The organism is uncultured Pseudomonas sp. (genome assembly GCF_913777995.1).
Taxonomy (GTDB): domain Bacteria; phylum Pseudomonadota; class Gammaproteobacteria; order Pseudomonadales; family Pseudomonadaceae; genus Aquipseudomonas.
The window spans coordinates 1-21,346 of record NZ_CAJYVE010000009.1 but is presented as its reverse complement, the minus strand read 5'-3'; the positions used below and the strand labels follow the sequence as shown (position 1 = coordinate 21,346).

General features: G+C 63.4%; 21 protein-coding genes. 15 read left to right on the top strand and 6 right to left on the bottom strand.

Annotated elements, in window-relative coordinates:
* The first annotated feature begins 90 nt into the window (after positions 1 to 90).
* The 3 genes from QZ497_RS02500 to QZ497_RS02490 are packed head-to-tail and all read left to right on the top strand — an operon-like array spanning position 91 to position 2,044.
* Positions 91 to 1,302 (top strand): MFS transporter, encoded by a 1,212-nt coding sequence (locus QZ497_RS02500; protein WP_295470747.1) that lies wholly within the window; start codon positions 91 to 93, stop codon positions 1,300 to 1,302.
* Positions 1,299 to 1,421: a hypothetical protein gene (locus tag QZ497_RS02495; RefSeq protein WP_295470836.1), complete on the top strand. Its 123-nt coding sequence runs from the start codon at positions 1,299 to 1,301 to the stop codon at positions 1,419 to 1,421. The genes QZ497_RS02500 and QZ497_RS02495 overlap by 4 nt, the downstream gene beginning before the upstream one ends.
* Before the next feature lie 59 nt (positions 1,422 to 1,480).
* On the top strand, positions 1,481 to 2,044 hold the full coding sequence (locus tag QZ497_RS02490) for a glutathione peroxidase (RefSeq protein ID WP_295470745.1): 564 nt from the start codon (positions 1,481 to 1,483) through the stop codon (positions 2,042 to 2,044).
* A 61-nt stretch (positions 2,045 to 2,105) separates the two neighbouring features.
* Here QZ497_RS02490 and QZ497_RS02485 read toward each other — a convergent pair whose 3' ends face one another.
* The 3 genes from QZ497_RS02485 to QZ497_RS02475 form a co-directional block, all read right to left on the bottom strand.
* Entirely contained in the window at positions 2,106 to 3,380 is a 1,275-nt protein-coding gene (locus tag QZ497_RS02485) for an outer membrane protein transport protein (protein ID WP_295470744.1), read from the bottom strand.
* A 153-nt stretch (positions 3,381 to 3,533) separates the two neighbouring features.
* Positions 3,534 to 4,013 carry a hypothetical protein gene (locus QZ497_RS02480; RefSeq protein ID WP_295470742.1) on the bottom strand — a complete coding sequence of 160 codons (480 nt, stop codon included), beginning with the start codon at positions 4,011 to 4,013 and terminating at the stop codon, positions 3,534 to 3,536.
* Between the two features lie 233 nt (positions 4,014 to 4,246).
* Positions 4,247 to 4,474, bottom strand: coding sequence for a hypothetical protein (locus QZ497_RS02475; protein WP_295470741.1), 228 nt, complete (start codon positions 4,472 to 4,474; stop codon positions 4,247 to 4,249).
* A 1,062-nt stretch (positions 4,475 to 5,536) separates the two neighbouring features.
* Here QZ497_RS02475 and rmuC point away from each other — a divergent pair.
* Complete coding sequence (rmuC, locus tag QZ497_RS02470) at positions 5,537 to 6,901, top strand: DNA recombination protein RmuC (protein ID WP_295470834.1); 1,365 nt, start codon at positions 5,537 to 5,539, stop codon at positions 6,899 to 6,901.
* Between the two features lie 191 nt (positions 6,902 to 7,092).
* Complete coding sequence (locus QZ497_RS02465) at positions 7,093 to 7,218, top strand: PA1414 family protein (protein ID WP_295470739.1); 126 nt, start codon at positions 7,093 to 7,095, stop codon at positions 7,216 to 7,218.
* A 70-nt stretch (positions 7,219 to 7,288) separates the two neighbouring features.
* Here the strand turns inward: QZ497_RS02465 and QZ497_RS02460 are convergent, their stop codons facing one another.
* On the bottom strand, positions 7,289 to 7,579 hold the full coding sequence (locus QZ497_RS02460) for a hypothetical protein (RefSeq protein WP_295470737.1): 291 nt from the start codon (positions 7,577 to 7,579) through the stop codon (positions 7,289 to 7,291).
* Positions 7,580 to 7,725: 146 nt separating this feature from the next.
* On the opposite strand from QZ497_RS02460, the gene QZ497_RS02455 reads away from it, so the two are divergent.
* Together QZ497_RS02455 and QZ497_RS02450 are read left to right on the top strand one after the other, a co-directional pair.
* Positions 7,726 to 8,316: a DTW domain-containing protein gene (locus QZ497_RS02455; RefSeq protein ID WP_295470736.1), complete on the top strand. Its 591-nt coding sequence runs from the start codon at positions 7,726 to 7,728 to the stop codon at positions 8,314 to 8,316.
* A 157-nt stretch (positions 8,317 to 8,473) separates the two neighbouring features.
* Complete coding sequence (locus QZ497_RS02450; protein ID WP_295470735.1) at positions 8,474 to 9,433, top strand: DMT family transporter; 960 nt, start codon at positions 8,474 to 8,476, stop codon at positions 9,431 to 9,433.
* Here QZ497_RS02450 and QZ497_RS02445 read toward each other — a convergent pair.
* Entirely contained in the window at positions 9,426 to 10,040 is a 615-nt protein-coding gene (locus QZ497_RS02445; RefSeq protein WP_295470733.1) for an NAD(P)H-dependent oxidoreductase, read from the bottom strand. The two genes, QZ497_RS02450 and QZ497_RS02445, sit on opposite strands and share 8 nt — an antisense overlap.
* Entirely contained in the window at positions 10,033 to 11,427 is a 1,395-nt protein-coding gene (locus tag QZ497_RS02440) for a class II fumarate hydratase (RefSeq protein WP_295470731.1), read from the bottom strand. The genes QZ497_RS02445 and QZ497_RS02440 overlap by 8 nt, the downstream gene beginning before the upstream one ends.
* A gap of 200 nt (positions 11,428 to 11,627) precedes the next feature.
* Between QZ497_RS02440 and QZ497_RS02435 the strand changes: the two genes are divergently transcribed.
* The 8 genes from QZ497_RS02435 to QZ497_RS02400 all read left to right on the top strand — a co-directional run bounded on the left by QZ497_RS02435 (position 11,628) and on the right by QZ497_RS02400 (position 21,164).
* The gene (locus tag QZ497_RS02435) at positions 11,628 to 12,149 is read left to right on the top strand and encodes a DUF2059 domain-containing protein (protein ID WP_295470730.1); all 522 of its coding nucleotides are present in this window, start codon (positions 11,628 to 11,630) and stop codon (positions 12,147 to 12,149) included.
* A 15-nt stretch (positions 12,150 to 12,164) separates the two neighbouring features.
* The gene (locus QZ497_RS02430; protein WP_295470728.1) at positions 12,165 to 12,461 is read left to right on the top strand and encodes a BolA family transcriptional regulator; all 297 of its coding nucleotides are present in this window, start codon (positions 12,165 to 12,167) and stop codon (positions 12,459 to 12,461) included.
* Between the two features lie 282 nt (positions 12,462 to 12,743).
* Positions 12,744 to 13,688 (top strand): rhodanese-related sulfurtransferase, encoded by a 945-nt coding sequence (locus QZ497_RS02425; RefSeq protein WP_295470833.1) that lies wholly within the window; start codon positions 12,744 to 12,746, stop codon positions 13,686 to 13,688.
* Between the two features lie 3 nt (positions 13,689 to 13,691).
* Positions 13,692 to 14,324, top strand: coding sequence for a DsbA family protein (locus QZ497_RS02420; RefSeq protein WP_295470727.1), 633 nt, complete (start codon positions 13,692 to 13,694; stop codon positions 14,322 to 14,324).
* A complete protein-coding gene (locus QZ497_RS02415; RefSeq protein WP_295470725.1) occupies positions 14,317 to 16,146 on the top strand; it encodes an ABC transporter ATP-binding protein in 1,830 nt (609 codons plus the stop codon). Before QZ497_RS02420 ends, QZ497_RS02415 begins: the two co-directional genes overlap by 8 nt.
* 179 nt (positions 16,147 to 16,325) lie before the next feature.
* The gene (locus QZ497_RS02410) at positions 16,326 to 18,758 is read left to right on the top strand and encodes an EAL domain-containing protein (RefSeq protein ID WP_295470724.1); all 2,433 of its coding nucleotides are present in this window, start codon (positions 16,326 to 16,328) and stop codon (positions 18,756 to 18,758) included.
* Positions 18,759 to 19,100: 342 nt separating this feature from the next.
* Positions 19,101 to 19,886 carry a TenA family transcriptional regulator gene (locus QZ497_RS02405; protein WP_295470723.1) on the top strand — a complete coding sequence of 262 codons (786 nt, stop codon included), beginning with the start codon at positions 19,101 to 19,103 and terminating at the stop codon, positions 19,884 to 19,886.
* Between the two features lie 171 nt (positions 19,887 to 20,057).
* Positions 20,058 to 21,164, top strand: a complete 1,107-nt coding sequence (locus QZ497_RS02400; RefSeq protein WP_295470721.1) for an NADH:flavin oxidoreductase/NADH oxidase — start codon at positions 20,058 to 20,060, stop codon at positions 21,162 to 21,164.
* Positions 21,165 to 21,346 lie beyond the last annotated feature (182 nt).

Here is a 21,346-nt window from a genome sequence, read left to right as displayed (position 1 = left end):
GCTGCGCCTATATACAAGGACAGTAACGAGCATGGCGTGGCGCCAAGACCTACAAGAACGGGAAGCACCCGAACACACGAGGGAATGACAATGACATCAGCCTGGCGAACCAGTGGCTGGATCATGGCCGGCAGTGCGCTGATCCTGGCGCTGTCACTGGGGATACGGCATGGCTTCGGGTTGTTCCTGGCGCCGATGAGCAGTGATTTCGGCTGGGGGCGCGAGGTGTTCGCCTTCGCCATTGCCTTGCAGAACCTGCTCTGGGGCCTGGCCCAGCCGTTTGCCGGGGCGCTGGCCGACCGCTACGGTGCGCGACGCATCGTGGTCATCGGTGGCGTGCTGTATGCCGCCGGCCTGGCGCTGATGAGCGTCGCCGATTCGCCCTGGAGCCTGTCGCTCAGTGCCGGTGTACTGATTGGCATCGGTTTGTCCGGCACGTCCTTTTCCATTCTGCTGAGCCTGGTAGGGCGCTCGCTGCCGCCGGAAAAACGCAGCATGGGCATGGGCATCGCCAGTGCCGCAGGTTCCTTCGGTCAGTTCGCCATGCTGCCCGGCAGCATGGGGCTGATCAGCGGGCTGGGCTGGTCCGGTGCGCTGCTGGTGCTCAGCCTGCTGGTGGCGTTGATCCTGCCGTTGGCCGGCATGCTGCGCGAGCAGCGCCAGCCCGAGGCCCAGGGGCCGCAACAGAGTCTGGGCGAGGCATTGCGCGAAGCCTGTTCGCATTCCGGTTTCTGGCTGCTGGCGCTGGGCTTCTTCGTGTGTGGTTTCCAGGTGGTGTTCATTGCCGTGCATATGCCGGCTTACCTGGTGGATCAGCACTTGCCGGCGCAGGTCGGGACCACGGTGCTGGCCCTGGTGGGGTTGTTCAACATCTTCGGCACCTACACGGCGGGCTGGCTGGGTGGGCGGATGTCCAAGCCGCGCCTGTTGAGCCTGCTCTATCTGCTGCGCGCGGTGGCGATCGTGGCGTTCCTCTGGGTGCCGCTCAGCCAGACCTCGGCCTACCTGTTCGGCATGGCGATGGGGCTTCTGTGGCTGTCCACCGTGCCGCTGACCAATGGCACCGTGGCGGTGATCTTCGGCGTGCGCAACCTGTCGATGCTGGCGGGTATCGTGTTCCTGTTCCACCAGTTGGGTTCGTTCATGGGCGGCTGGCTGGGCGGGGTGGTCTATGACCGCACCGGCAGCTACGACCTGGTCTGGCAGATCGCCGTGCTGCTCAGCCTGCTTGCTGCCGCGCTGAACTGGCCGGTGCGCGAGCGCCCGGTGCAGCGCCTGCAGGCGGCCGGGGTGGCGGTGTGATCCGCCTGGCGCCCTGGGTGCTGGCCGGCCTGGTCGGTGTGGCACTGCTGGCGCTGGCCTGGTGGGGTTGGCAGCGCATGGGGCTGGCGGCGCTGCAACTGGGTATGGGCAACTGTTGAGCCACGCCCTGTTCTGGGAGTAACGTGTGGGGCATCGTGACCCCACAAGGATGCCCCCGATGATGATTCGCTGGATTTCCCTGCCGCTGTTGCTGGGTGCCTTGGCTGGCCCGGCAATGGCCGCCGACTGCCCGGTATTGTTGAAGGGACAGGGCGAACTGCCGAAGTTGCGCGCCAAGGAGAGCATCGACCTGTGCCAGCGCTTTGCCGGCAAGCCGATGCTGGTGGTCAACACCGCGAGCTTCTGTGGCTTCACCTCGCAGTTCAAGGGGCTCGAAGCCCTGAACCAGAAGTACAAGGCGCAAGGGCTCGAAGTGCTGGGCGTGCCGTCCAACGATTTCAAGCAGGAATCCAAGGACGGTGAGGAGACCGCCAAGGTCTGCTACGTCAACTATGGTGTGACTTTCACCATGACCGAGCCGCAACCGGTCAGGGGCGACGACGCCATTCCACTGTTCCGCAACCTGGCCGAGCAGAGCGACGGCACTGCGCCGCGCTGGAACTTCTACAAGTACGTGGTCGACCGTCAGGGTAAGGTCATCGCTCACTTTGGCAGCACCACCAAGCCGGATGACCCGGACTTGGTCGCGGCCATCGAGAAGGCCATCGCCTCCAAACCCTGAACACTGGACATGAAAAAGCCCGCTGCCCTTTCGGGGAGCGGGCTTTCTTGTGGCTGACCGCTTAGAACTTGTAGGTCAGCGAGGTGCCCAGGGTGTGGGCGCTGTTGCGGAAGTCAGCGCTATAGGCGCCTTTGGTGGCGCTTGCATCACGGATCTTGGCTTCGTCCTCACGCAGGTACAGGTAGGCGAAGTCGATGGTGATGTCGTCGGTCGGGCTGTAGGCTGCGCCCAGGCTGAAGATCTTGCGGTCTCCGGTCGGGATGCGTGGCGAGCGGTGCGAGTTGCTCACCGGCGACTGATCCATGGCCAGACCGGTGCGCAGGGTCCATTGGTTGTTCACCTTGTAAGCCGCGCCAATGGCGTGGTACCAGGTGTCGCGCCATTCCTGCACTTCGCTGATGCGACCGACCGGGCCGGCTGCGCCGCCAAGCTGGGCCGGTACGCCGCTGTTGATCACGTTGAGGGATTCCAGGCGGCTCCAGCGGGTGAAGGTGCTGCCGGCGTAGAGCGTCCACTGGTCGTCGAGCTTGTGGGTAATCGACAGTTCCGCCGATTCAGGCGTCTCGATATCCAGCGAGGCCTTGTATTTCTGTCCGCTGAAGACGCTGAAACCCGGGCCTTCGACCTTGGTCTTGCCGGTCAGCTTGTAATCGACCTTGGAACGGTAGGCCAGGCCCACGCGGGTGGAGTCGGTGGCCTGAATCATCAGGCCGACGTTGAAGCCCACGGCGGTGTCGTCGCCCTGGATGGTCACCTTGCCGTCGTTGAGACCTGGTGATGCAGCATTCAGCGTCCGGGAGCTGAGCTCGCCTTCGATGCGGTTGAAGGTCGGGCCGAAGCCGATCGACACACGGTCGTTGAACGCGTAGCTGATGGTCGGCTGCACGGTGACGACCTTCACTTCGCTCTTGTCGGCCCAGTAACGGCCAGCGAAGCCGCCTTCATAGTCGGTCAGCAGACCGAACGGGGCATAGACGCCCAGGCCGAAGGTCCACTGCTCGTTAAGGGGTTTGACGTAGTAACCCATGGGTACCGCAATGGCCGGAACCATGTCACCGTCGTTGCTGCCGCCAAAGGTGCCACGGCCGTCATGAATATCGGTCTTGGCGAAAATGGCTGCCGCACCCAGATTGATCTGCTCGCGTTTGATGAACGCCATACCGGCCGGGTTGCCGGACACTGTGCTGGCATCTTCGGCCGACGAGGCCCGACCGGCGAAGGCGGAGCCCATGCCGCTGATGCTCTGTTCGTTGAGTGCGAAGCCGGATGCGAGGAGGTGGGAGGAGGCGAGACAGGCGGTGAATCCGAGTGTGGTCTTGAGCATTGCTTTTTTCATTATTAGTACTCCATGAGAATCACGCGGTCGAAAGTATCAATATTTCCTACGCCGCGCCATAGGCTGAAAAGGCCGAATTAGAGCCTTTTTTTTGTCTGACAATCTGACATTGGGGGTGATCTTCGCCGAATCGGCCTGTTTACGGGCAAGCGCTCATACACTAGCGAAGAGTGGGGCGACATTGTTCTGCCAGGTTATGACGAAATCTCTCAGGCGACCTTGTGGCTGAAATATCTGTCGCCAGATACGTGCCATCGCCAGAGGGTCGTCTTCGCTGGGCAGTGCTCGGTACTGGGCCTGGATCATCAGCCAGGCGATGGCCGTGGCGTAACGCAGGTTGACCGTGAGTTCCAGATGCGGGCCGCTGAGAAATGCGTGCTGGCTGGCCAGGCCGCGGACCAGGCTGGCCAGGTCGGGATCCTTGGCCAGGTAGTGATCCCACAGGGCTTGGTGACGCTGCTCGGAGATCCGGTACAGGCCATGCCCGCGCCGGCTGTCCAGCGCTGCACCCAGGGCCGACTGGCTGGCAGCGATGCCGAGCAGCAAGGCTTCGGCGACGGAGTCGCGGTGGCCCAGATAGGCCAGGGTGGGGCGAATGACGTGACGGTGCAAATGTACGGCTGCAATACCCATGAGACAGTCCGCTCACTATGAAGTGGCCGCTGGACCCTCACGCTTGGCAGCGGTGGATGAGGTAGGGTCCGGCGGAAGCGGCAGGCCGCTTGAGTTCAAGTGTAGTGTCATATTTACGATGTAAAGGCCTGTTTTTACATCGTTTGCCATTATCACCCGAGGTCCATAGAACCCTTGGTGATTAGCCATCGCCCATTGGCAGGCTCGGCCTGCCTGGTCATGCCGACCTTGAGTCAGGCAACCAGCGCCTGACGCGTACGGTCGATCACGGCTTGCAGCGGTGCCGGGCTGGCGTATTGTTCCGGGTAGAGACGTTCGCTGTGGCGGGCGATGCCATGCTCGTTGACCAGCGTGAAGCTGAAACTGCCCTTGCGTGCGGCGTGAATCAGGCAGTGCATGGGGGCGAAGGCGTGGGTGAGGGTGCGAATGGCTTCCTGGGTATGAATGTTTTGAGTGGTCATGATCACGATATTTTCCTGAGTACGGCATATCCGATGCCGTGCATCCATGAGAATTCCAGTAAACGCCGGCCACGCAGAACAATGGCGCGTGGCAGGGCGCAGAACCTGACTGGAAGAAGACAGCCAGTGGCAGCGCATTACAGTGGAGCGCCTTGGACTGACCGGTAGGTACGTGGGATGTCAGGCAACACGCAGGAGCAAAGGTTCTGGCTCGAGGTGAAGTTCCTGATCAATTGCAGAGGGGTCGGCGGAGCATGGGCCTTGGCGGGCTGAGCGTGGTGTCAGCGCAGCGAACAAGGTGAGTGCCCGGAAAAACCATCGAGGTGGTCCGATTCCGGGGCCGCTGCCTGAAGGCGAAGGGGCTGGAATCTGATCGACCGGCGTGAATTGATCTTCAGCTTGGTACTAACGGCGGCGACTCTGCCGGAAATGTTCCGCTCATGCAAGGCTGACGTCTGCTTTCCGATGAACGGCCTGTTGTCCACCTGCAGAGAGGAAGGCGTGTCGCACGCCACAGCCAAAATTGTAACGCCCCTTTGACAACCAAGTGACCGGTATGCATGCCTTGTACACATTAGCGCAAGAAGCTGCCACATCACTGTCACACAAACCGCTAAAGGCTTGATTTACCTCGTCGAGTAAATAAGTCAATGAAAAACATCGCTTTTTTTTGCCTGGTGAAAAAATCGACAGTTTGAGCGCAAGCCCCACCCCATCTGCGTTTGCGGAGGGTGAGGGGGGGTTGTCCACTGAGTTATCCACAGCTTCTGTGGATTGTCCCGGTCTTGTGGGGGGCGTAAAGCGGGCTTTACGCGGCTGAAAAATGGCGTAGAGTGGTTTCCCCCTCACGTGATCGCTCTATATCGGTGGTTGGCGCTGGCCTTGGCTTTTCTTCCCTGCGCGTTCGCGCATAATGCCGCTGATTGAAATCCCATCCATGGAGTCGTTATGGCGCTGGACCTGAACAGCCTGTTGCTTGGGCTTGGCATGGCCGCAGTGCCATTGGTTGCGTTGGCCTGGCAACTGCAGCGCCGCCTGGCCAGCCGCGAGGCCGAGCGGTTGTTGCTCGAGGAGCGTCTGAACATGGCGCAACTGGCCCAGGATGGCCTCAATGCCCAGCTCGATGCCTGCCGCGATGAAGTCAGCGACTTGAGCGAGGCCAACTCTGCACGACAAGCAGAATTGGCGGCCCTGCGCCGAGAAGTCGAGCTGTTGCGCCAGGAGTGCGACGACCGTCGCGACGCCGCCGAAGGCTGGAGCGTCGAGCGCAGCGCCAGAGAAGCCGAACTGCGTCGTCTTGAGGCTCAATGTGCCGCGCTGCAGGCGGAACTGCGTGAGCAGCAGGAAGGCCATCAGCAGCGGCTCAATGACCTGCAGGACTCACGTAACGAGTTGCGCGCGCAGTTCGCCGAGCTGGCTGGCAAGATCTTCGACGAGCGCGAACAGCGCTTCGCGCAGACCAGCCAGGAACAGCTCGGCCAATTGCTCAACCCGCTGAAGGAACGCATTCAGTCCTTCGAGAAGCGTGTCGAGGAAAGTTATCAGAACGAAGCGCGGGAGCGTTTTTCCCTGGCCAAGGAACTGGAGCGGCTGCAGCAGCTGAACCTGCGTCTGAGCGACGAAGCGACCAACCTGACCCAGGCCCTCAAGGGGCAGAAGACCCAGGGTAACTGGGGTGAGCTGATTCTCGAGCGGGTACTGGAGCATGCCGGGCTGGAGAAGGGGCGCGAGTACCAGACCCAGGTCAGCCTCAAGGGCCCGGAGGGTGAGCGCTTCCAACCTGACGTGCTGATCATGCTGCCGGGCGACAAGCAGGTGGTGGTGGATGCCAAGGTCAGCCTTACGGCTTACCAGCAGTTCGTGGGCGCCGCCGACGAGGTGATCGGCCAGGCGGCTCTCAAGCAGCACGTGCAGTCGCTGCGCAACCATGTCAAAGGCCTGTCCGGCAAGGACTACAAGCGCCTCGAAGGCTTGCACAGCCTGGATTTCGTGCTGCTCTTCGTGCCCATCGAAGCGGCCTTCGCCGCCGCCTTGCAGGCTGAGCCGAACCTGTTCCAGGAAGCCTTCGACCGGCATATCGTGATTGTCAGCCCGACGACCCTGCTGGCCACCCTGCGGGTCATCGACAGCCTGTGGAAGCAGGAGCGACAGAGCCAGAACGCCCGGGAGATCGCCGAGCGTGCCGGTTGGCTGTATGACAAGTTCGTGCTGTTCATCCAGGACCTGGACGAGGTCGGCAACCGCCTGCAACAACTTGACAAGGCTTATGCGGCCGCGCGTAACAAGCTGACCGAGGGACGTGGTAACCTCGTCAGCCGTAGCGAGCAATTGCGGTTGCTGGGCGCTCGTGCCAGCAAGAGTCTGCCGAGCGACCTGCTGGAGCGGGCCATGACCGATGAAGACGGTCTGATGCGTCTGCCCGACTAGCTGTTCAGCAAGGGCGCGTTCAGCAATCAGGCGACCGGCCATTCATCGCCCGATGATGAAGATTGCGGCAATAGATGTCACATTGCCCTGGTCAGAAACCTGAAGGTCCTGCCAGTTGCTCAATGGGCTCTAGAATCTGTAGGGGCGGCCGATAATCAGTAAGTCGCCAGCTTTTCCCTGAAGGGGGCGTTATGAACGGTAAATTGCAGGAATGGCTTCATGACCTCGGTGTTGCGCTGGGCCTGATCGAGCGGCCCAAATTGCAACCGGTGCCAGTACGACACGACGACGAGCGCCGTCGCCAGCGTCGTCGATGAGCCCTTCGGCCAGGGCTGCCAACTGCTGGCCAGTGGTTCGCACCGTTTGACGGGCTGATGCCCGGATGCCTCACGGCTTGCCGGGCTTATCGTCATCTGCCTTGCCGTATGGCTGCAGCAGCATGACAAGATCGACGATCATCGGCAGTGAAACGTGCCGAGGTCGGCTTCTTGCCTTGTTCCTGAAGAATGCCGGAAACTCGCATTCCAGGGTCCGCTCCAGGCGTCCGAACAGTTCGTTCACGTCTTCTTCATCCAGCATCAGCTCGCCTAGCGTCGCCTCATCGCGGATCTGCGACTTGTCCACCAGAATGATGCCTAGCGCGTCCATGACGCGTTGCCTGACCTGCTCTCTGTCCATGTTTCCCCCGCCGCCAGCCGGAAACTCCCGCGCAGGCTATATCAGGCGCGACGCATCTCTGGGCCAGCCCCGACGGACGAGACCGATCTGCTAGACTGCGCCGCTCGGGCCTGACTCGCCAGGCCGACTACGTATCGAGGTCGATGATGTCCCGCCCGCGTTGCGAGCGCTGCCAACGCCCTGCCAGTCACTGTCTGTGCGCCCTGATTCCCAGCCTGGACAGCCGCACCCGCGTGCTCATCCTGCAGCACCCCAGCGAAGCCGGTCATGCACTGAATACGGCGCGGCTCGCCGCGTTGGGGCTACGTAATGCGCAACTGCGCGTCGGGGAGATCTTCGAGGATCTGCCCGAGTTGCTGACCCCGCCAGGTTATCGGGGGTGTCTGCTGTTTCCGGGCGATGGCGCCATACCTGTGCAGCCATTCAATGACGACGACCTGCCGCTTCTGTTGGTAGTGCCGGATGGCACCTGGCGCAAGGCGCGCAAACTGCTGCACCTCAACCCGGCGCTGGCGGCACTGCCGAAAGTCTCTTTGCAGGGCGCACCGGCGTCGCGCTACCGCCTGCGCAAAGCGCCCGGCCCGGAAGCCTTGTCGACCCTGGAGTCCATTGTGCTGGCCTTGCAAACGCTGGAGCCCGAACGCAGCTTCCAGGCCTTGCTCGACCCCTTCGAGGCGTTGATCGACAGGCAGATCCAGGCGATGGGTGAGGATACCTATCAGCGTAACCATGGTTGAACGTGTATGTTCAAGCGCTCGAGGTCTGTAGGCTTCTTGGGCTGAAACCGCTTATCTTGCGCTGTTGTGACGCATCCATCAGTAGCTGTAACTGTCTGCACAACGCTCGATTGCCTAGAATGACCGGCGTGCAATTCTGCCAATCTGGAACCTTCTCATGCACATCTCTTCCGGCCGCTGGCTGCTGGGCCTCGGTCTGGCGCTTTTGACGGCGCTGCTGTGGGGCATTCTGCCCGTCAAGCTCAAACAGGTCCTGCACTTCATGGACCCTGTCACGGTCACCTGGTATCGCCTGCTGGTCTCCGGTGCACTGTTGTTCATCTGGTTGCGGGCAATCGGCCGCTTGCCAAGCTTCAAACCGCTCGGCCACAAGGGTAAAGGGCTGGTGGCGCTGGCGGTCCTGGGGCTGGTGGGCAATTACGTGCTCTATCTGATCGGTCTCAAGCTGTTGAGCCCGGGCACCACCCAGCTGTTGATCCAGACCGGTCCGATCATGCTGCTGGTGGGCAGCATCCTGGTGTTCAAGGAGCGCTTCACCCTGGGGCAGGGGCTAGGGCTGGTCATCATGCTGGCCGGCTTCGTGCTGTTCTTCAATCAGCGCCTGGCCGAGCTGTTCACCTCGTTGGGTGCCTACACCATGGGGGTGCTGACCGTCCTGCTGGCATCGCTGGTCTGGACCTTCTACGGCCTGAGCCAGAAGCAGTTGCTGACCGTGTGGGATTCCCGCCAGGTGATGATGGTCATCTACCTGTTCTGCGCCTTGCTGATCACTCCATGGGCGCATCCGCTGCAGATCCTGCAGCTTGACCCGGTGCACCTGCTGCTGCTCGCCGCCTGCTGCCTGAACACCCTGGTGGCCTATGGCGCGTTCGCCGAGGCCCTGGTGCATTGGGAAGCCTCTCGGGTCAGTGCGACCCTGGCGCTTACGCCGCTGGTCACCCTGGCCACGGTCGCCATCACGGCCATGCTCTGGCCAGAGCATGTGCAGGCCGAGCAGGTCAATCTGCTCGGATATGGCGGCGCGTTGCTGGTGGTGGTGGGGTCGGCGTTCACCGCCCTGGTGCCTTCGCTGGTGTCCGGGTGGCGGGCCAGGAAGGCCGCCCGGGCCATTATCTGACGCCCAACTGCTGCGCCTGGCGTACCCATTGCTGGCGTTGCGCCTCGCTGGCCCCGCGTACTGGGGCGAACTCGGTGAGGCGTGTGGTGCGGATGCCACAGAAGCCCAGGATGCTGCGGCTCATCTGCCGATGTGCCGGGGCGCCGAAGATCCAGCGGAAGTAGCGCGGCGGCGTATCCAGGGTCACCAGCAGTTCGGCGCTGCGGCCTTTGAGCAGTTCATTCGCCGGGTCCCGGCGGCCATGCACCTTGAAGGCGAAACCGGGCGTCAGCACCCGGTCGAAGAAGCCGCTGAGCAAGGCCGGAATGCCGCCCCAGCACACCGGGTAGACGAACACCAGGTGCTCGGCCCAGTGGATCTGCCGCTGAGCGTCCAGCAGGTCGGCCTCCAGCACCTGGCCCTGTTCGTAGCCGCCGCGCAGGATCGGGTCGAACTGCAGGCTGGCCAGCTTCAGGCTGCGTACCACATGGTCCTGGCTGCGTGCGCCCTCGGCGTAGGCATCGCCGAGGGCGTGGCACAGGCCGCTGCTCTTCGGCGTGCCGTAGATCAGCAGAATGCGCTTGCCGTTGCCTTCCAGGGGCGTTGCGCCGCTCCTGGCTTCAGCCATGGCTGCCGGCCTCGAGCATGTTTTCCGGGCGTACCCAGGCGTCGAACTGCTCGTCGGTCAGGTAGCTTAGGTCCAGCGCCGCCTGGCGCAGGGTCAGTCCCTCGCTGTAGGCCTTCTTGGCGATTTGTGCGGCTTTGTCGTAGCCGATGTGCGGGTTCAGCGCGGTGACCAGCATCAGGCCGCGCTCAAGGTGCTCGGCCATTTTCGCGGTATCCGGCTCCATGCCAGCGATGCAGTGCTCGTTGAAGTTCTGGCAGCCGTCGGCCAGCAGCTCGATGGATTCCAGCAGGTTATGAATGATCACCGGCTTGTAGACATTGAGCTGCAAGTGCCCCTGGCTGGCCGCGAAGCCGATGGTCACGTCGTTGCCCATCACCTGGCAGGCGAGCATCGACAACGCCTCGCACTGGGTCGGGTTGACCTTGCCCGGCATGATCGAGCTGCCCGGTTCGTTGGCCGGCAAGCGCACTTCGGCCAGGCCGCCGCGCGGGCCGGAGCCCAGCAGGCGCAGGTCGTTGGCGATTTTCATCAGGGTCGTGGCGAGGGTCTTCAGTGCGCCGGACAAGGCTGCCAGCGGCTCATGGCCGGCGAGGGCTGCGAACTTGTTCGGCGCGGTGACGAACGGCAGGCCCGACAGCGCCGCCAGCTCCGAAGCGACCGCTTCGGCGAAGCCCTTGGGGGCGTTCAGGCCGGTACCTACGGCGGTACCGCCCTGGGCCAGCTCGTAGACCGCCGGCAGGGCAGCCTGAATGGCCTTGCGCGAGTAGTCCAGTTGCGCGACGAAGCCCGACAGCTCCTGGCCGAAGGTGACCGGTGTCGCGTCCATCATGTGGGTGCGACCGGTCTTGACCAGCTTCATGTGTCGTGTGGCCTGCTCGGCCAGGCCGTCGGACAGCGCGGCGATGGCTGGCATCAGCTGGTCCTTCACGGCCTGGGCCGCCGCGATGTGCATGGCGGTCGGGAAGCAGTCGTTGGAACTCTGCGAGCGGTTGACGTGATCGTTGGGGTGTACCGGCGACTTGCCGCCGCGGCCCTGGCCGGCCAGTTCGTTGGCCCGCCCGGCGATCACCTCGTTGACGTTCATGTTGCTCTGCGTACCGCTGCCGGTCTGCCAGACCACCAGGGGAAACTGGTCGTCGAGCTGGCCGTCGAGGATCTCGTTGGTGGCCTGTTCGATCAGGCGGGCGATGTCGGCGGGCAGGTCGCCGTTACGGTCGTTGACCCGCGCGGCGGCTTTCTTGATCAGCGCCAGGGCGTGTACTACCTGCAGCGGCATGCGCTGGCGACCGATGGCGAAGTTGATCAGCGAGCGCTGGGTCTGCGCACCCCAATAGGCGTCTTCCGGGACTTCGATGGGACCGATGCTGTCGGTTTCGGTACGGCTCACTGGACGGCTCCTTGTGGGTTCTTCATTTGCCCAGGTGGCATGACGCACCTGGCAGATACCTGAGTTTAGTCGTCGGGAACGCCTGCGGGTTCCCCGCATGAGGCGGGCCGGGAAAGTCCGGGGGGTTGAGGGCGAGGGGAGGATGCGCGCAGAATGATCGGCCTTGAGGCGCAAGCCTCGTCTGCCGAAAAGGAAAACCGATGATCCGTCTTCGCGCCATGTTCACCGTGCTGGCCCTGGCTTGTGCCAGCGGTCAGGTTCTCGCCGACACCGCCAGCCAAAACGCCAGTGCCGAAACGCTTCTGAAGCTGACCAACGCTGACAAGCTCACCACGCCGATCTACGCCCAGGTCCAGCAGCTGTTCGCCCAGCGCTTCGCCGAGGCCAAGGCGCCGGCCTCCAAGAAGGCCCTGCTGGAAACCTACCAGGCCAAGGCCAATGCCGCCCTGGACCAGGCCGTAGGCTGGAACAAGCTCAAGCCCGAACTGGTGAAGATCTACACCACCAACTTCACCGAGGCCGAGCTCAAGGAGCTGGTGAGCTTCTACCAGTCGCCAGTGGGCAAGAAGGTCCTGAGCAAGATGCCCGAGCTGTCCCAGCAGTCCGTACAACTGACTCAGAGCCGCCTGGAAACCGCAGGCCCGGTGGTCAACAAACTGCTCGCCGACATGAGCGCGGAGCTCGAGCCGGCCAAGGCTGCTGCACCTGCCAAGAAACCTTGAGGCCACGCACCTGAAATGAACATGCAACAACGAATCGAAGCGGCCCTTACCGGGTTGCAGCCGCAGCACGTCGAGGTGCTGAACGAGAGCCACATGCACAGCCGTGGCCAGGAGACCCACTACAAGGCGGTGCTGGTCTGCGAGCAGTTCCAGGGGCTCAATGCGGTCAAGCGCCACCAGAAGGTGTATGCCACGCTGGGTGGGCTGATGCAGGAGTTCCACGCCCTGGCGTTGCACACCTACACCCCCGAAGAGTGGGCGGTCATCGGCCAGGCCCCGGCGTCACCGACCTGCGCCGGCGGCCACGCCTGAACGCTGCCGAGCCGGCAGGGGCGGCCTTGAGCCGCGAAGCGATCTCATGTTCACAGCCGATGCAGTGAATTTCAGGGCTCTTTCGCGGCTGAAGGCGCTTCAGCCCAATATGGTGGGGCTGTACCGATATTGACCCAGGTCAATTTCCGCTGCTGTCTCCCCCCTGACCATTTTGTTAGAATCCGCGCCGCGCAGGCCCTGCCGGCGCGTTTTCATTTCCGTTTTGCCCGGTAGGCCCTTTGCGAGGGTCACCCACTGGAGACCTACATGACCCAAGCGTCGATGACCCAGCCGATCGTCGTGGCTGCGCTATACAAGTTCGTGACCCTCGAAGACTACGTCGCCCTGCGCGAGCCGCTGCTCAAGGCCATGCTCGATAACGGCGTAAAGGGCACCCTGCTGCTCGCCGAAGAGGGGATCAACGGCACCGTTTCGGCCAGCCGCGAAGGTATCGACGGCCTGCTGGCCTGGCTGCGCAGCGACCCGCGCCTGACGGACATCGACCACAAGGAATCCTACTGCGATGAACAGCCGTTCTATCGCACCAAGGTCAAGCTCAAGAAAGAGATCGTCACCCTGGGCGTGCCGGGCGTCGACCCGAACAAGGCGGTGGGCACCTACATCGAGCCCAAGGACTGGAACGCGCTGATCAGCGACCCGGAAGTGCTGCTCATCGACACACGCAACGACTATGAGGTGGCGATTGGCACGTTCGAAGGTGCGATCGATCCGAAAACCACTACGTTCCGCGAATTTCCCGACTACATCAAGGCCAACTTCGACCCTTCCGTCCACAAGAAAGTGGCCATGTTCTGCACCGGCGGCATCCGCTGCGAAAAAGCCTCCAGCTACATGCTCGGGGAAGGCTTCGAAGAGGTTTATCACCTCAAGGGTGGCATTCTCAAATACCTCGAGGAAGTGCCCCAGGACGAGACCCTGTGGCGGGGCGACTGCTTCGTGTTCGACAACCGTGTCACCGTGCGTCATGACCTCAGCGAAGGCGACTATGACCAGTGCCATGCCTGCCGCAACCCGATCAGCGTCGAAGACCGTGCCAGCGAGCATTACAGCCCCGGCATCAGCTGTCCGCACTGCTGGGACACCTTGAGCGAGAAGACTCGGCGCAGCGCCATCGACCGCCAGAAGCAGATCGAACTGGCCAAGGCGCGCAACCAGCCGCACCCGATCGGCTACAACTATAAGCAGCCATCTGAAACGGAGGCCTGAGCCATGTCCGCTCGCCTGGTGTATGTCATGGACCCGATGTGTTCATGGTGCTGGGGCTTCGCGCCGGTGGCCGAGGCTCTGGCGCGCCAGGCGGCGGATAGCGGCTTGCCTGTGCACCTGGTGGCCGGCGGCCTGCGGGCCAACGACACGGCGCTGGACGCTTCTACCCGGCGCTACGTGCTCGACCACTGGCAGGCGGTGGCCCAGGCCACCGGCCAGCCGTTTCGTTTCGAAGGCGCGCTGCCCGACGGCTTCGTCTACGACACCACGCCGGCCTGCCGGGCCTTGGTGACGGCACGGCAGCTCGACGCGCTGGCAGCCTGGCGCCTGCTGGGCCTGATCCAGGAAGCGTTTTATGTCCAGGGCGAAGACGTTACCCAGGCAGCGCTGCTGGCGAGTCTGGCCGAGCAGGCTGGCCTCGATCGCCAGCGTTTCGCCGAAAGCTTCGACAGCGCCGAGCTGAAGGCCGCCACGGCGGCGGATTTCGCCTGGGTCCAGGGCCTGGGTATCGCCGGATTTCCCACCCTGCTGGCTGAGCGTAACGGCCAGCTCGCTTTGCTGACCAACGGTTATCAGCCCGTGGAGGCCCTGGCCCCCTTGCTCGGCCGCTGGCTGGAGCGTGCTGCCAGTGCCTGAGCCAGCCGGCGAACCGGCCGCGGTCGACGCCACATCGAGCGCCACCGACCGGCTGGACTGGGCGTATATCCGCGCCCTGGTGCTGCGCCACAAGAAGGCGCTGTGGAGCGCCAACGGCGTCGCCATTCTTGCCACGCTGTGCAGTGTGCCCATTCCCCTGCTGCTGCCATTGCTGGTCGACGAAGTACTGCTCGGTCATGGCGACGCCGCGCTGCGCTTCATGAATCACCTGTTGCCGGAGAGCCTGCACAAGGCTGTCGGCTACATCGGCCTGATGCTCTTCGCCACGCTGCTGCTGCGCCTGGGCGCTCTGGCCTTCAACGTCTTGCAGGCGCGGCTGTTCGCGCGGCTGTCCAAGGACATCGTGTATCGCATTCGCCTGCGCCTGATCGAACGCCTCAAGCGTATTGCCCTGCGCGAATACGAAAGCCTCGGCAGCGGTACGGTGACCACGCATCTGGTCACCGATCTGGACACCCTCGACAAGTTCATCGGCGAAACCCTCAGCCGCTTCCTGGTGGCGATGCTGACCCTCACCGGCACGGCGGCGATCCTGGTGTGGATGCACTGGAAGCTGGCGCTGCTGATCCTGCTGTTCAACCCGCTGGTGATCTTCGCCACGGTGCGCCTGGGCAAGCGCGTCAAGCACCTCAAGAAGCTGGAGAACGACAGCACCTCGCGCTTTACCGAAGCCTTGAGTGAAACCCTGGAAGCCATCCAGGAGGTGCGTGCCAGCAATCGCCAGGGTTTCTTCCTCGGCCGTCTGGGTCAGCGCGCCCGTGAAGTGCGCGACTACGCGGTCAATTCGCAATGGAAAAGCGATGCTTCGGGGCGTGCCAGCGCGCTGCTGTTCCAGTTCGGCATCGATATCTTCCGCGCCGCAGCGATGCTCACCGTACTGTTCTCCGACCTGTCCATCGGCCAGATGCTGGCGGTGTTCAGCTACCTGTGGTTCATGATCGGCCCGGTGGAACAGCTGCTCAATCTGCAATACGCCTGGTACGCCGCTGGCGGGGCCCTGGCGCGCATCAACGAGTTGCTGGCGCGCACCGACGAACCCCGCTATGCGGGTGGCGCCGCGCCGTTCGCGGGCCGCCAGACCGTGGGTATCGAGGTGCGTGGCCTGAGTTTCGGCTACGGCGCCGAGCGGGTCCTCGACCAGCTCAACCTGAGCATCGCGCCCGGCGAGAAGGTCGCCATCGTCGGCGCCAGTGGCGGCGGCAAGAGCACCCTGGTGCAGCTGTTGCTGGGCCTCTACAGCGCCGACAGCGGCAGTATCCGTTTTGGCGAGGCGACACTTGAAGAGATTGGGCTGGAGTCGCTGCGTGAGCACGTTGCGGTGGTGCTGCAGCATCCTGCGCTGTTCAACGACAGCGTGCGTGCCAACCTGACCATGGGCCGCGACGCCACGGACGAAGCCTGCTGGCGGGCGTTGCAGATCGCCCAGCTGGAAGGCACCGTGCGCAGCATGCCGCAGGGGCTGGACACCGTGGTCGGGCGCTCCGGTGTGCGCCTCTCCGGCGGCCAGCGCCAGCGCCTGGCCATCGCCCGTATGGTGCTCGCCGAGCCCAAGGTGGTGATCCTCGATGAAGCCACTTCGGCCCTCGATGCAGCCACCGAATACAACTTGCATCAGGCGCTGGGGCGTTTCCTGCAGGGTCGTACCACGTTGATCATCGCCCATCGGCTTTCCGCCGTTAAACAGGCCGACCGGGTGCTGGTGTTCGATGGCGGGCGTATCGCCGAAGACGGTGATCATCAGCAGTTGATCGCTGAGGGGGGCCTGTACGCACGGCTCTACGGGCACCTGCAACAGGTGTGACGGCTTTTCATGTGCTTGTGCTGCCCGGTGTCCAGCGGCGGGTCGGTGTGATGCTCGTCATGCCGGTCACGTTGTGTACTCGCTGACTTGCCGCACAGCGCCTAATCTGTGTACGAAAATCGTGGGCAGTGAGTCTGTACCGCCCGGAATCATCAGTCTTGCAGTCGGTGAAGCCGTTCATGAAGCCAGTGCGTCAATTGGCCAAGCCCCGTCTCACGGGGCTGGTGTGGCCGTTCATCCTGGTGGCTCTGTTGCAGATGCTGCTGGGGTGTTTCAGCCTGTACATGCTGTCGACGATGCGCAGCTACGTGGGCGGGGAAAGCCTGTGGTCGAAGGGCCAGAAAGACGCCGTTCATGCGCTGGACCTCTACGCCCTCAGCCAGGATGAAGGTGACTATACCCGCTACCGGCAGGCCATGGCCGTGCCCCAGGGCGTGCATCACCTGCGTGAGGCTCTGGATCGCCCCGAAGCCGATCTCGAAGCGGCGCGCGCCGCGATTCTGCAAGGTGGCAACCACCCTGACGACGTTCCCGGCATCATCTGGCTGTACCGTAACTTCCGTGACACCGGGATCATGCGCGAGGCCCTGCAGCGCTGGGAGCTGGGCGATACCTTGCTGGGGCAGCTCGACGCGCTCGCCGAGCACATGCGGGCACGTATTGCCGATGGGCCGCCCAGCCTGCCGGAGGTCGCCGCCTGGCGTGCGCAGATCGAAAGCCTCAACGCTCAGCTCACCGCTGCGGCGAAGGCCTTCAGTGATGCGCTAGGCCAGGGTTCGCGCCTGCTATTGCGGGTGCTGATCGTGGTCAACCTGTGCAGTGCGCTGACCCTCGTTGCCCTGGCCCTGTGGCGGACCCATAAGCTGCTGGAAATGCGCCGTGGGGTGGCCGATGCCCTGCAACTGGAGAAAGAGCGTGCCCAAGTCACGCTGGAGGCGATCGGGGAGGGGGTGATCAGCACCGATGTGGAGGGGCGCATCGTCTACCTGAATCCGGCGGCCGAGCAACTGACCCATTGGCAGGACCGGCAGGCGACCGGTATGCCGCTCGCGGCGCTGTTCAACCTGCTCGACGAACATGCCCGGCGCGACAGCTCGACGCTTATCGAGCACATCCTCGAAGGCCGGCTCAAGCGCGGCAGCGTGCACTGCAAGCTTATCCAGCGCCTGGATGGCAGCACCGTGCCGGTGGCGCTGGTCGGTTCGCCGATCCTCAACGAAGGCCGCATCAATGGCACGGTGCTGGTGCTGCATGACCTGACCCAAGAGCGCCAGTACATCGCGAACCTGTCCTGGCAGGCCGCGCATGACCCGCTGACCGGCCTGGTGAACCGCAGCGAATTCGAATACCGGCTCGAACAGCTGTTCAGGCAGCCGATACCCGGCGGCGCCGGCCGCGCCCTGATTCTGCTGGATCTCGACCAGTTCAAGCTGATCAACGACAGCTACGGGCATGCCGCCGGCGACAGCCTGCTGCGCCATCTGTGCAGCGTAATGGCGGCGGGGCTGCGCGATGGCGACACCCTGGCGCGCCTGGGCGGCGATGAGTTCGCCATCCTGCTGCATGATTGCGCCGCATCGGCGGTTCTGGGCATCGCCGAAGACCTGCGTGCCACCGTCGAGCGGCTGGGCTTCGTCTGGAAAGGCCAGCCGCTGGTGACCACCGCAAGCATTGGCGTGGTGCTGATCGACGATACCTCTGCCAGTCAGGAGGATGCGCTGCGGGCCGCTGATCTGGCCTGCTACATGGCCAAGGAAAAAGGCCGCAACCGCGTGCAGTTGTACCGACCCGACGACCTGGCGTTGTCATTGCGTTCAGGTGAGATGGCCTGGATCCAGCGGCTGCATCGAGCCCTGGAAGAAAACCGCTTCTGCCTCTACGCGCAGGAAATCGCCGCCCTTGGCCGCGACGGCCAGGACATTCGCCACATCGAGATTCTCCTGCGTCTGCGCGACGAGTCCGGTTCGCTGGTGGTTCCCGACCGGTTCATCCCCGCCGCCGAGCGTTTCGGCCTGATGACCACGCTGGATCGCTGGGTGGTGCGCAGCGTGTTCCAGCTGATTGCCGATTGCAGGCGCGATGAACGACACCCTGATCCCCGGGCGATTTGTGCTATTAATCTGTCGGGGGCCAGCATTGGTGATACTGCATTCCTGGGGTATCTCAAAGAGCAGTTCAGTGTGCATGGCGTGACGCCGCAGACGATCTGCTTCGAGATTACCGAGACCGCGGCCATCGCCGACCTGGGCAGTGCGATTGTCTTCATCAACGAACTCAAGGCGCTGGGTTGTCTGTTTTCGCTGGATGACTTCTGTGCGGGCATGTCGTCTTTCGCCTACCTGAAGCACCTGCCGGTGGATTTCGTGAAGATCGACGGCAGTTTCGTCAAGGACATGCTCGACAATCCCGTCAATCGCTCGATGGTCGAGGTGATCAACCATATCGGGCATGTCATGGGCAAGCAGACCATCGCCGAGTACGTGGAGACCCCGGTGATCGAAGCGGCATTGCGGGACATGGGCGTAAACTTCGCCCAGGGCTACCTGATCGGTCGCCCGGAGTTGCTGACCTGCGAAAGCCTCTGCAAGGAACCCGTGCGCTGTGGCCCTTAGGTTTTGTACGAAAAGTCGGCGAGCGAAGGTCAGGCAAGGCGCAACGAGCGAAGCGAGTAACAGCCGTAGGCTGACCCGAAGGGCGAGCGCCAGCGAGTCAAAACAGGCGAGGAACGGTCGGAGTCGCGGGCGACTTTACTGGAGTAAATGAGCACTCCGACCGGGTGGCGATCCACCGGGCTGGCGATCCAGCCTGTTTTTAACGCAGCATGGCCGAGCGCAGGCACTTTTCGTACAAAACCTAGGCCGTACGTACATGCACCGGCCTGTCCGGGAGATCGACCCGTGCCAGGCCAGACTGAAATGCAGCGCCAGTCAGGCGTCATTAAAAGGAGTTATACAGTGACCGATACTTTCGTCAGAACTGGCCCGCTCATGGAAGCCGACAGTTACCCAGCCTGGGCACGGCAATTGATCAATGACTGCAGCGCGGCCAAGGCCAGGGTGGTCGGCCACGAGCTGTACCAGCGGATGCGCGATGGCGTGCTGAGTCCGGCGGTCATGCGCCAGTACCTGATCGGCGGCTGGCCGGTGGTCGAGCAGTTCTCCGTGTACATGGCCCATAACCTCACCAAGACCCGCTTCGGTCGCCATCCGGGCGAGGACATGGCGCGTCGTTGGCTGATGCGCAATATCCGCGTCGAACTCAACCATGCCGACTACTGGCTGCACTGGTGTGAAGCCCACGACGTCAGCCTGGCCGATCTCAAGGCCCAGCGTGTGGCGCCCGAGCTGCATGCCCTGAGCCACTGGTGCACGCAGACCTGCACCACCGACAGCCTCGCCGTGGCGATGGCGGCGACCAATTATGCGATCGAAGGCGCCACCGGCGAATGGGCGGCGCTGGTCTGCTCCAGGGAAGTCTATGCCGAGGGCTTTCCAAGCGACACGCGCAAGCGGGCCATGAAATGGCTGAAAATGCACGCCCAGTACGATGATGCGCATCCCTGGGAAGCGCTGGAGATCATCTGCACCCTGGTGGGTAACCGCGCCACCGAGGCCCAGCAGTACGAGCTGCGCCAGGCCATCACTCGCAGCTATGACTACATGTACCTGTTCCTGGAGCGCTGCATGCAGCTGGAGCGCAGCAGCCGGCCGCAGCGCGAGTTGAACGCGTTACCGGCCTGACACCCCGGGAGGGGCGCCTGCTGGGCACAGACTGAACCCGGTGCCCTCGGTGATTGTCGACTAGGCTCTTGTTGAGAAGAAAGGAAAGGCCGCCGCGTGCGCTCCACGCGTACGGCCTTTCCCCTCCATCCAGGAGCGCTGGACGCCTGACTGTCACCATGAGAGGTCGCCATGAGTCTGCTGCTAGAACCCTATACCCTGCGCCAATTGCAACTGCCCAACCGCATCGCCGTTTCGCCGATGTGCCAGTACTCCAGCGTCGACGGGCTGGCCAATGACTGGCATCTGGTCCATCTGGGCAGTCGTGCAGTGGGCGGTGCCGGCCTGGTCTTCACCGAGGCCACTGCAGTGACCGCCGACGGACGGATCACACCCCAGGACCTTGGCCTGTGGCATGACGAGCAGATCGCCCCGCTGCAACGCATTACCCGTTTCATCACCGCCCAAGGCGCGGTGCCGGCGATCCAGCTGGCCCACGCCGGGCGCAAGGCCAGTACCTGGCGGCCCTGGCTGGGCAAGCACGGCAACGTGCCGGTCGAGGAGGGCGGCTGGCAGCCCTGGGGGCCGTCGGCCATCGCCTTCGACCCTGAGCACGTCGCCCCCCAGGCCCTCAGCGCGGACCAGATCAACGACGTCATCGATGCTTTCGTCGCCGCCACCCGGCGTGCCCTGACGGCCGGCTTCAAGGTGGTCGAGGTGCATGCCGCGCATGGCTACCTGCTGCATCAATTCCTTTCGCCATTGAGCAATCGGCGCAACGACCGTTACGGTGGGTCATTCGAAAACCGCATCCGCCTGACCTGCCAGGTCACCGAGGCGGTGCGCGAAGTCTGGCCGGCCGAGCTACCGCTGTTCGTCCGTGTTTCGGCCACCGACTGGGTCGAGGACGGCTGGAACCCGGATGAAACCGTGGAACTGGCGCGGCGCCTCAAGGCGCTGGGGGCTGACCTGATCGATGTCTCGTCGGGCGGTACTTCGGTCAATGCCGAGATTCCGGTGGGGCCGGGGTATCAGACACGTTTCGCCGAACGCATCCGCAAGGAATCGGAGATCGCCACCGGCACCGTGGGCATGATCACCGAACCCGCCCAGGCCGAGCACATTCTGCGCACCGGGCAGGCCGATATCATCCTGCTGGCGAGAGAACTGCTGCGCGACCCGTATTGGGCGCTGCACGCCGATGACGACCTGGGCAGCCGCCAGGCGGTCTGGCCGGCGCAGTACCAGCGGGCCACCCACCGCGACCAGCCGATCCATGAATCCGACCTGCGCGACTGAGGCGGACCGGGTTCTGCTCAGTGACTGGTCTGGGCCGCGTTAACCGCAATACTGGTGGTAATTGGATGGACTCGCCCCCGCCGAGGCGTCTATGCGCCACGGTGGCATCCTATAGATGTCAGCGACAGCGAGGGCGAGACCATGAGCAAGAATACTTCCAAAAAGACCGCTTTGCCTGCAAC

Coding starts and splice junctions, on each gene's coding strand:
- QZ497_RS02460 (WP_295470737.1), bottom strand. CDS start 7,579: ATGGACAGAGAGCAGGTCAGGCAACGCGTCATGGACGCGCTAGGCATC.
- QZ497_RS02445 (WP_295470733.1), bottom strand. CDS start 10,040: ATGGCTGAAGCCAGGAGCGGCGCAACGCCCCTGGAAGGCAACGGCAAG.
- QZ497_RS02430 (WP_295470728.1), top strand. CDS start 12,165: ATGAACATGCAACAACGAATCGAAGCGGCCCTTACCGGGTTGCAGCCG.
- QZ497_RS02435 (WP_295470730.1), top strand. CDS start 11,628: ATGATCCGTCTTCGCGCCATGTTCACCGTGCTGGCCCTGGCTTGTGCC.
- QZ497_RS02450 (WP_295470735.1), top strand. CDS start 8,474: ATGCACATCTCTTCCGGCCGCTGGCTGCTGGGCCTCGGTCTGGCGCTT.
- QZ497_RS02480 (WP_295470742.1), bottom strand. CDS start 4,013: ATGGGTATTGCAGCCGTACATTTGCACCGTCACGTCATTCGCCCCACC.
- QZ497_RS02465 (WP_295470739.1), top strand. CDS start 7,093: ATGAACGGTAAATTGCAGGAATGGCTTCATGACCTCGGTGTTGCGCTG.
- QZ497_RS02500 (WP_295470747.1), top strand. CDS start 91: ATGACATCAGCCTGGCGAACCAGTGGCTGGATCATGGCCGGCAGTGCG.
- QZ497_RS02455 (WP_295470736.1), top strand. CDS start 7,726: ATGTCCCGCCCGCGTTGCGAGCGCTGCCAACGCCCTGCCAGTCACTGT.
- QZ497_RS02420 (WP_295470727.1), top strand. CDS start 13,692: ATGTCCGCTCGCCTGGTGTATGTCATGGACCCGATGTGTTCATGGTGC.
- QZ497_RS02475 (WP_295470741.1), bottom strand. CDS start 4,474: ATGACCACTCAAAACATTCATACCCAGGAAGCCATTCGCACCCTCACC.
- QZ497_RS02425 (WP_295470833.1), top strand. CDS start 12,744: ATGACCCAGCCGATCGTCGTGGCTGCGCTATACAAGTTCGTGACCCTC.
- QZ497_RS02410 (WP_295470724.1), top strand. CDS start 16,326: ATGAAGCCAGTGCGTCAATTGGCCAAGCCCCGTCTCACGGGGCTGGTG.
- QZ497_RS02490 (WP_295470745.1), top strand. CDS start 1,481: ATGATGATTCGCTGGATTTCCCTGCCGCTGTTGCTGGGTGCCTTGGCT.
- QZ497_RS02485 (WP_295470744.1), bottom strand. CDS start 3,380: ATGAAAAAAGCAATGCTCAAGACCACACTCGGATTCACCGCCTGTCTC.
- QZ497_RS02400 (WP_295470721.1), top strand. CDS start 20,058: ATGAGTCTGCTGCTAGAACCCTATACCCTGCGCCAATTGCAACTGCCC.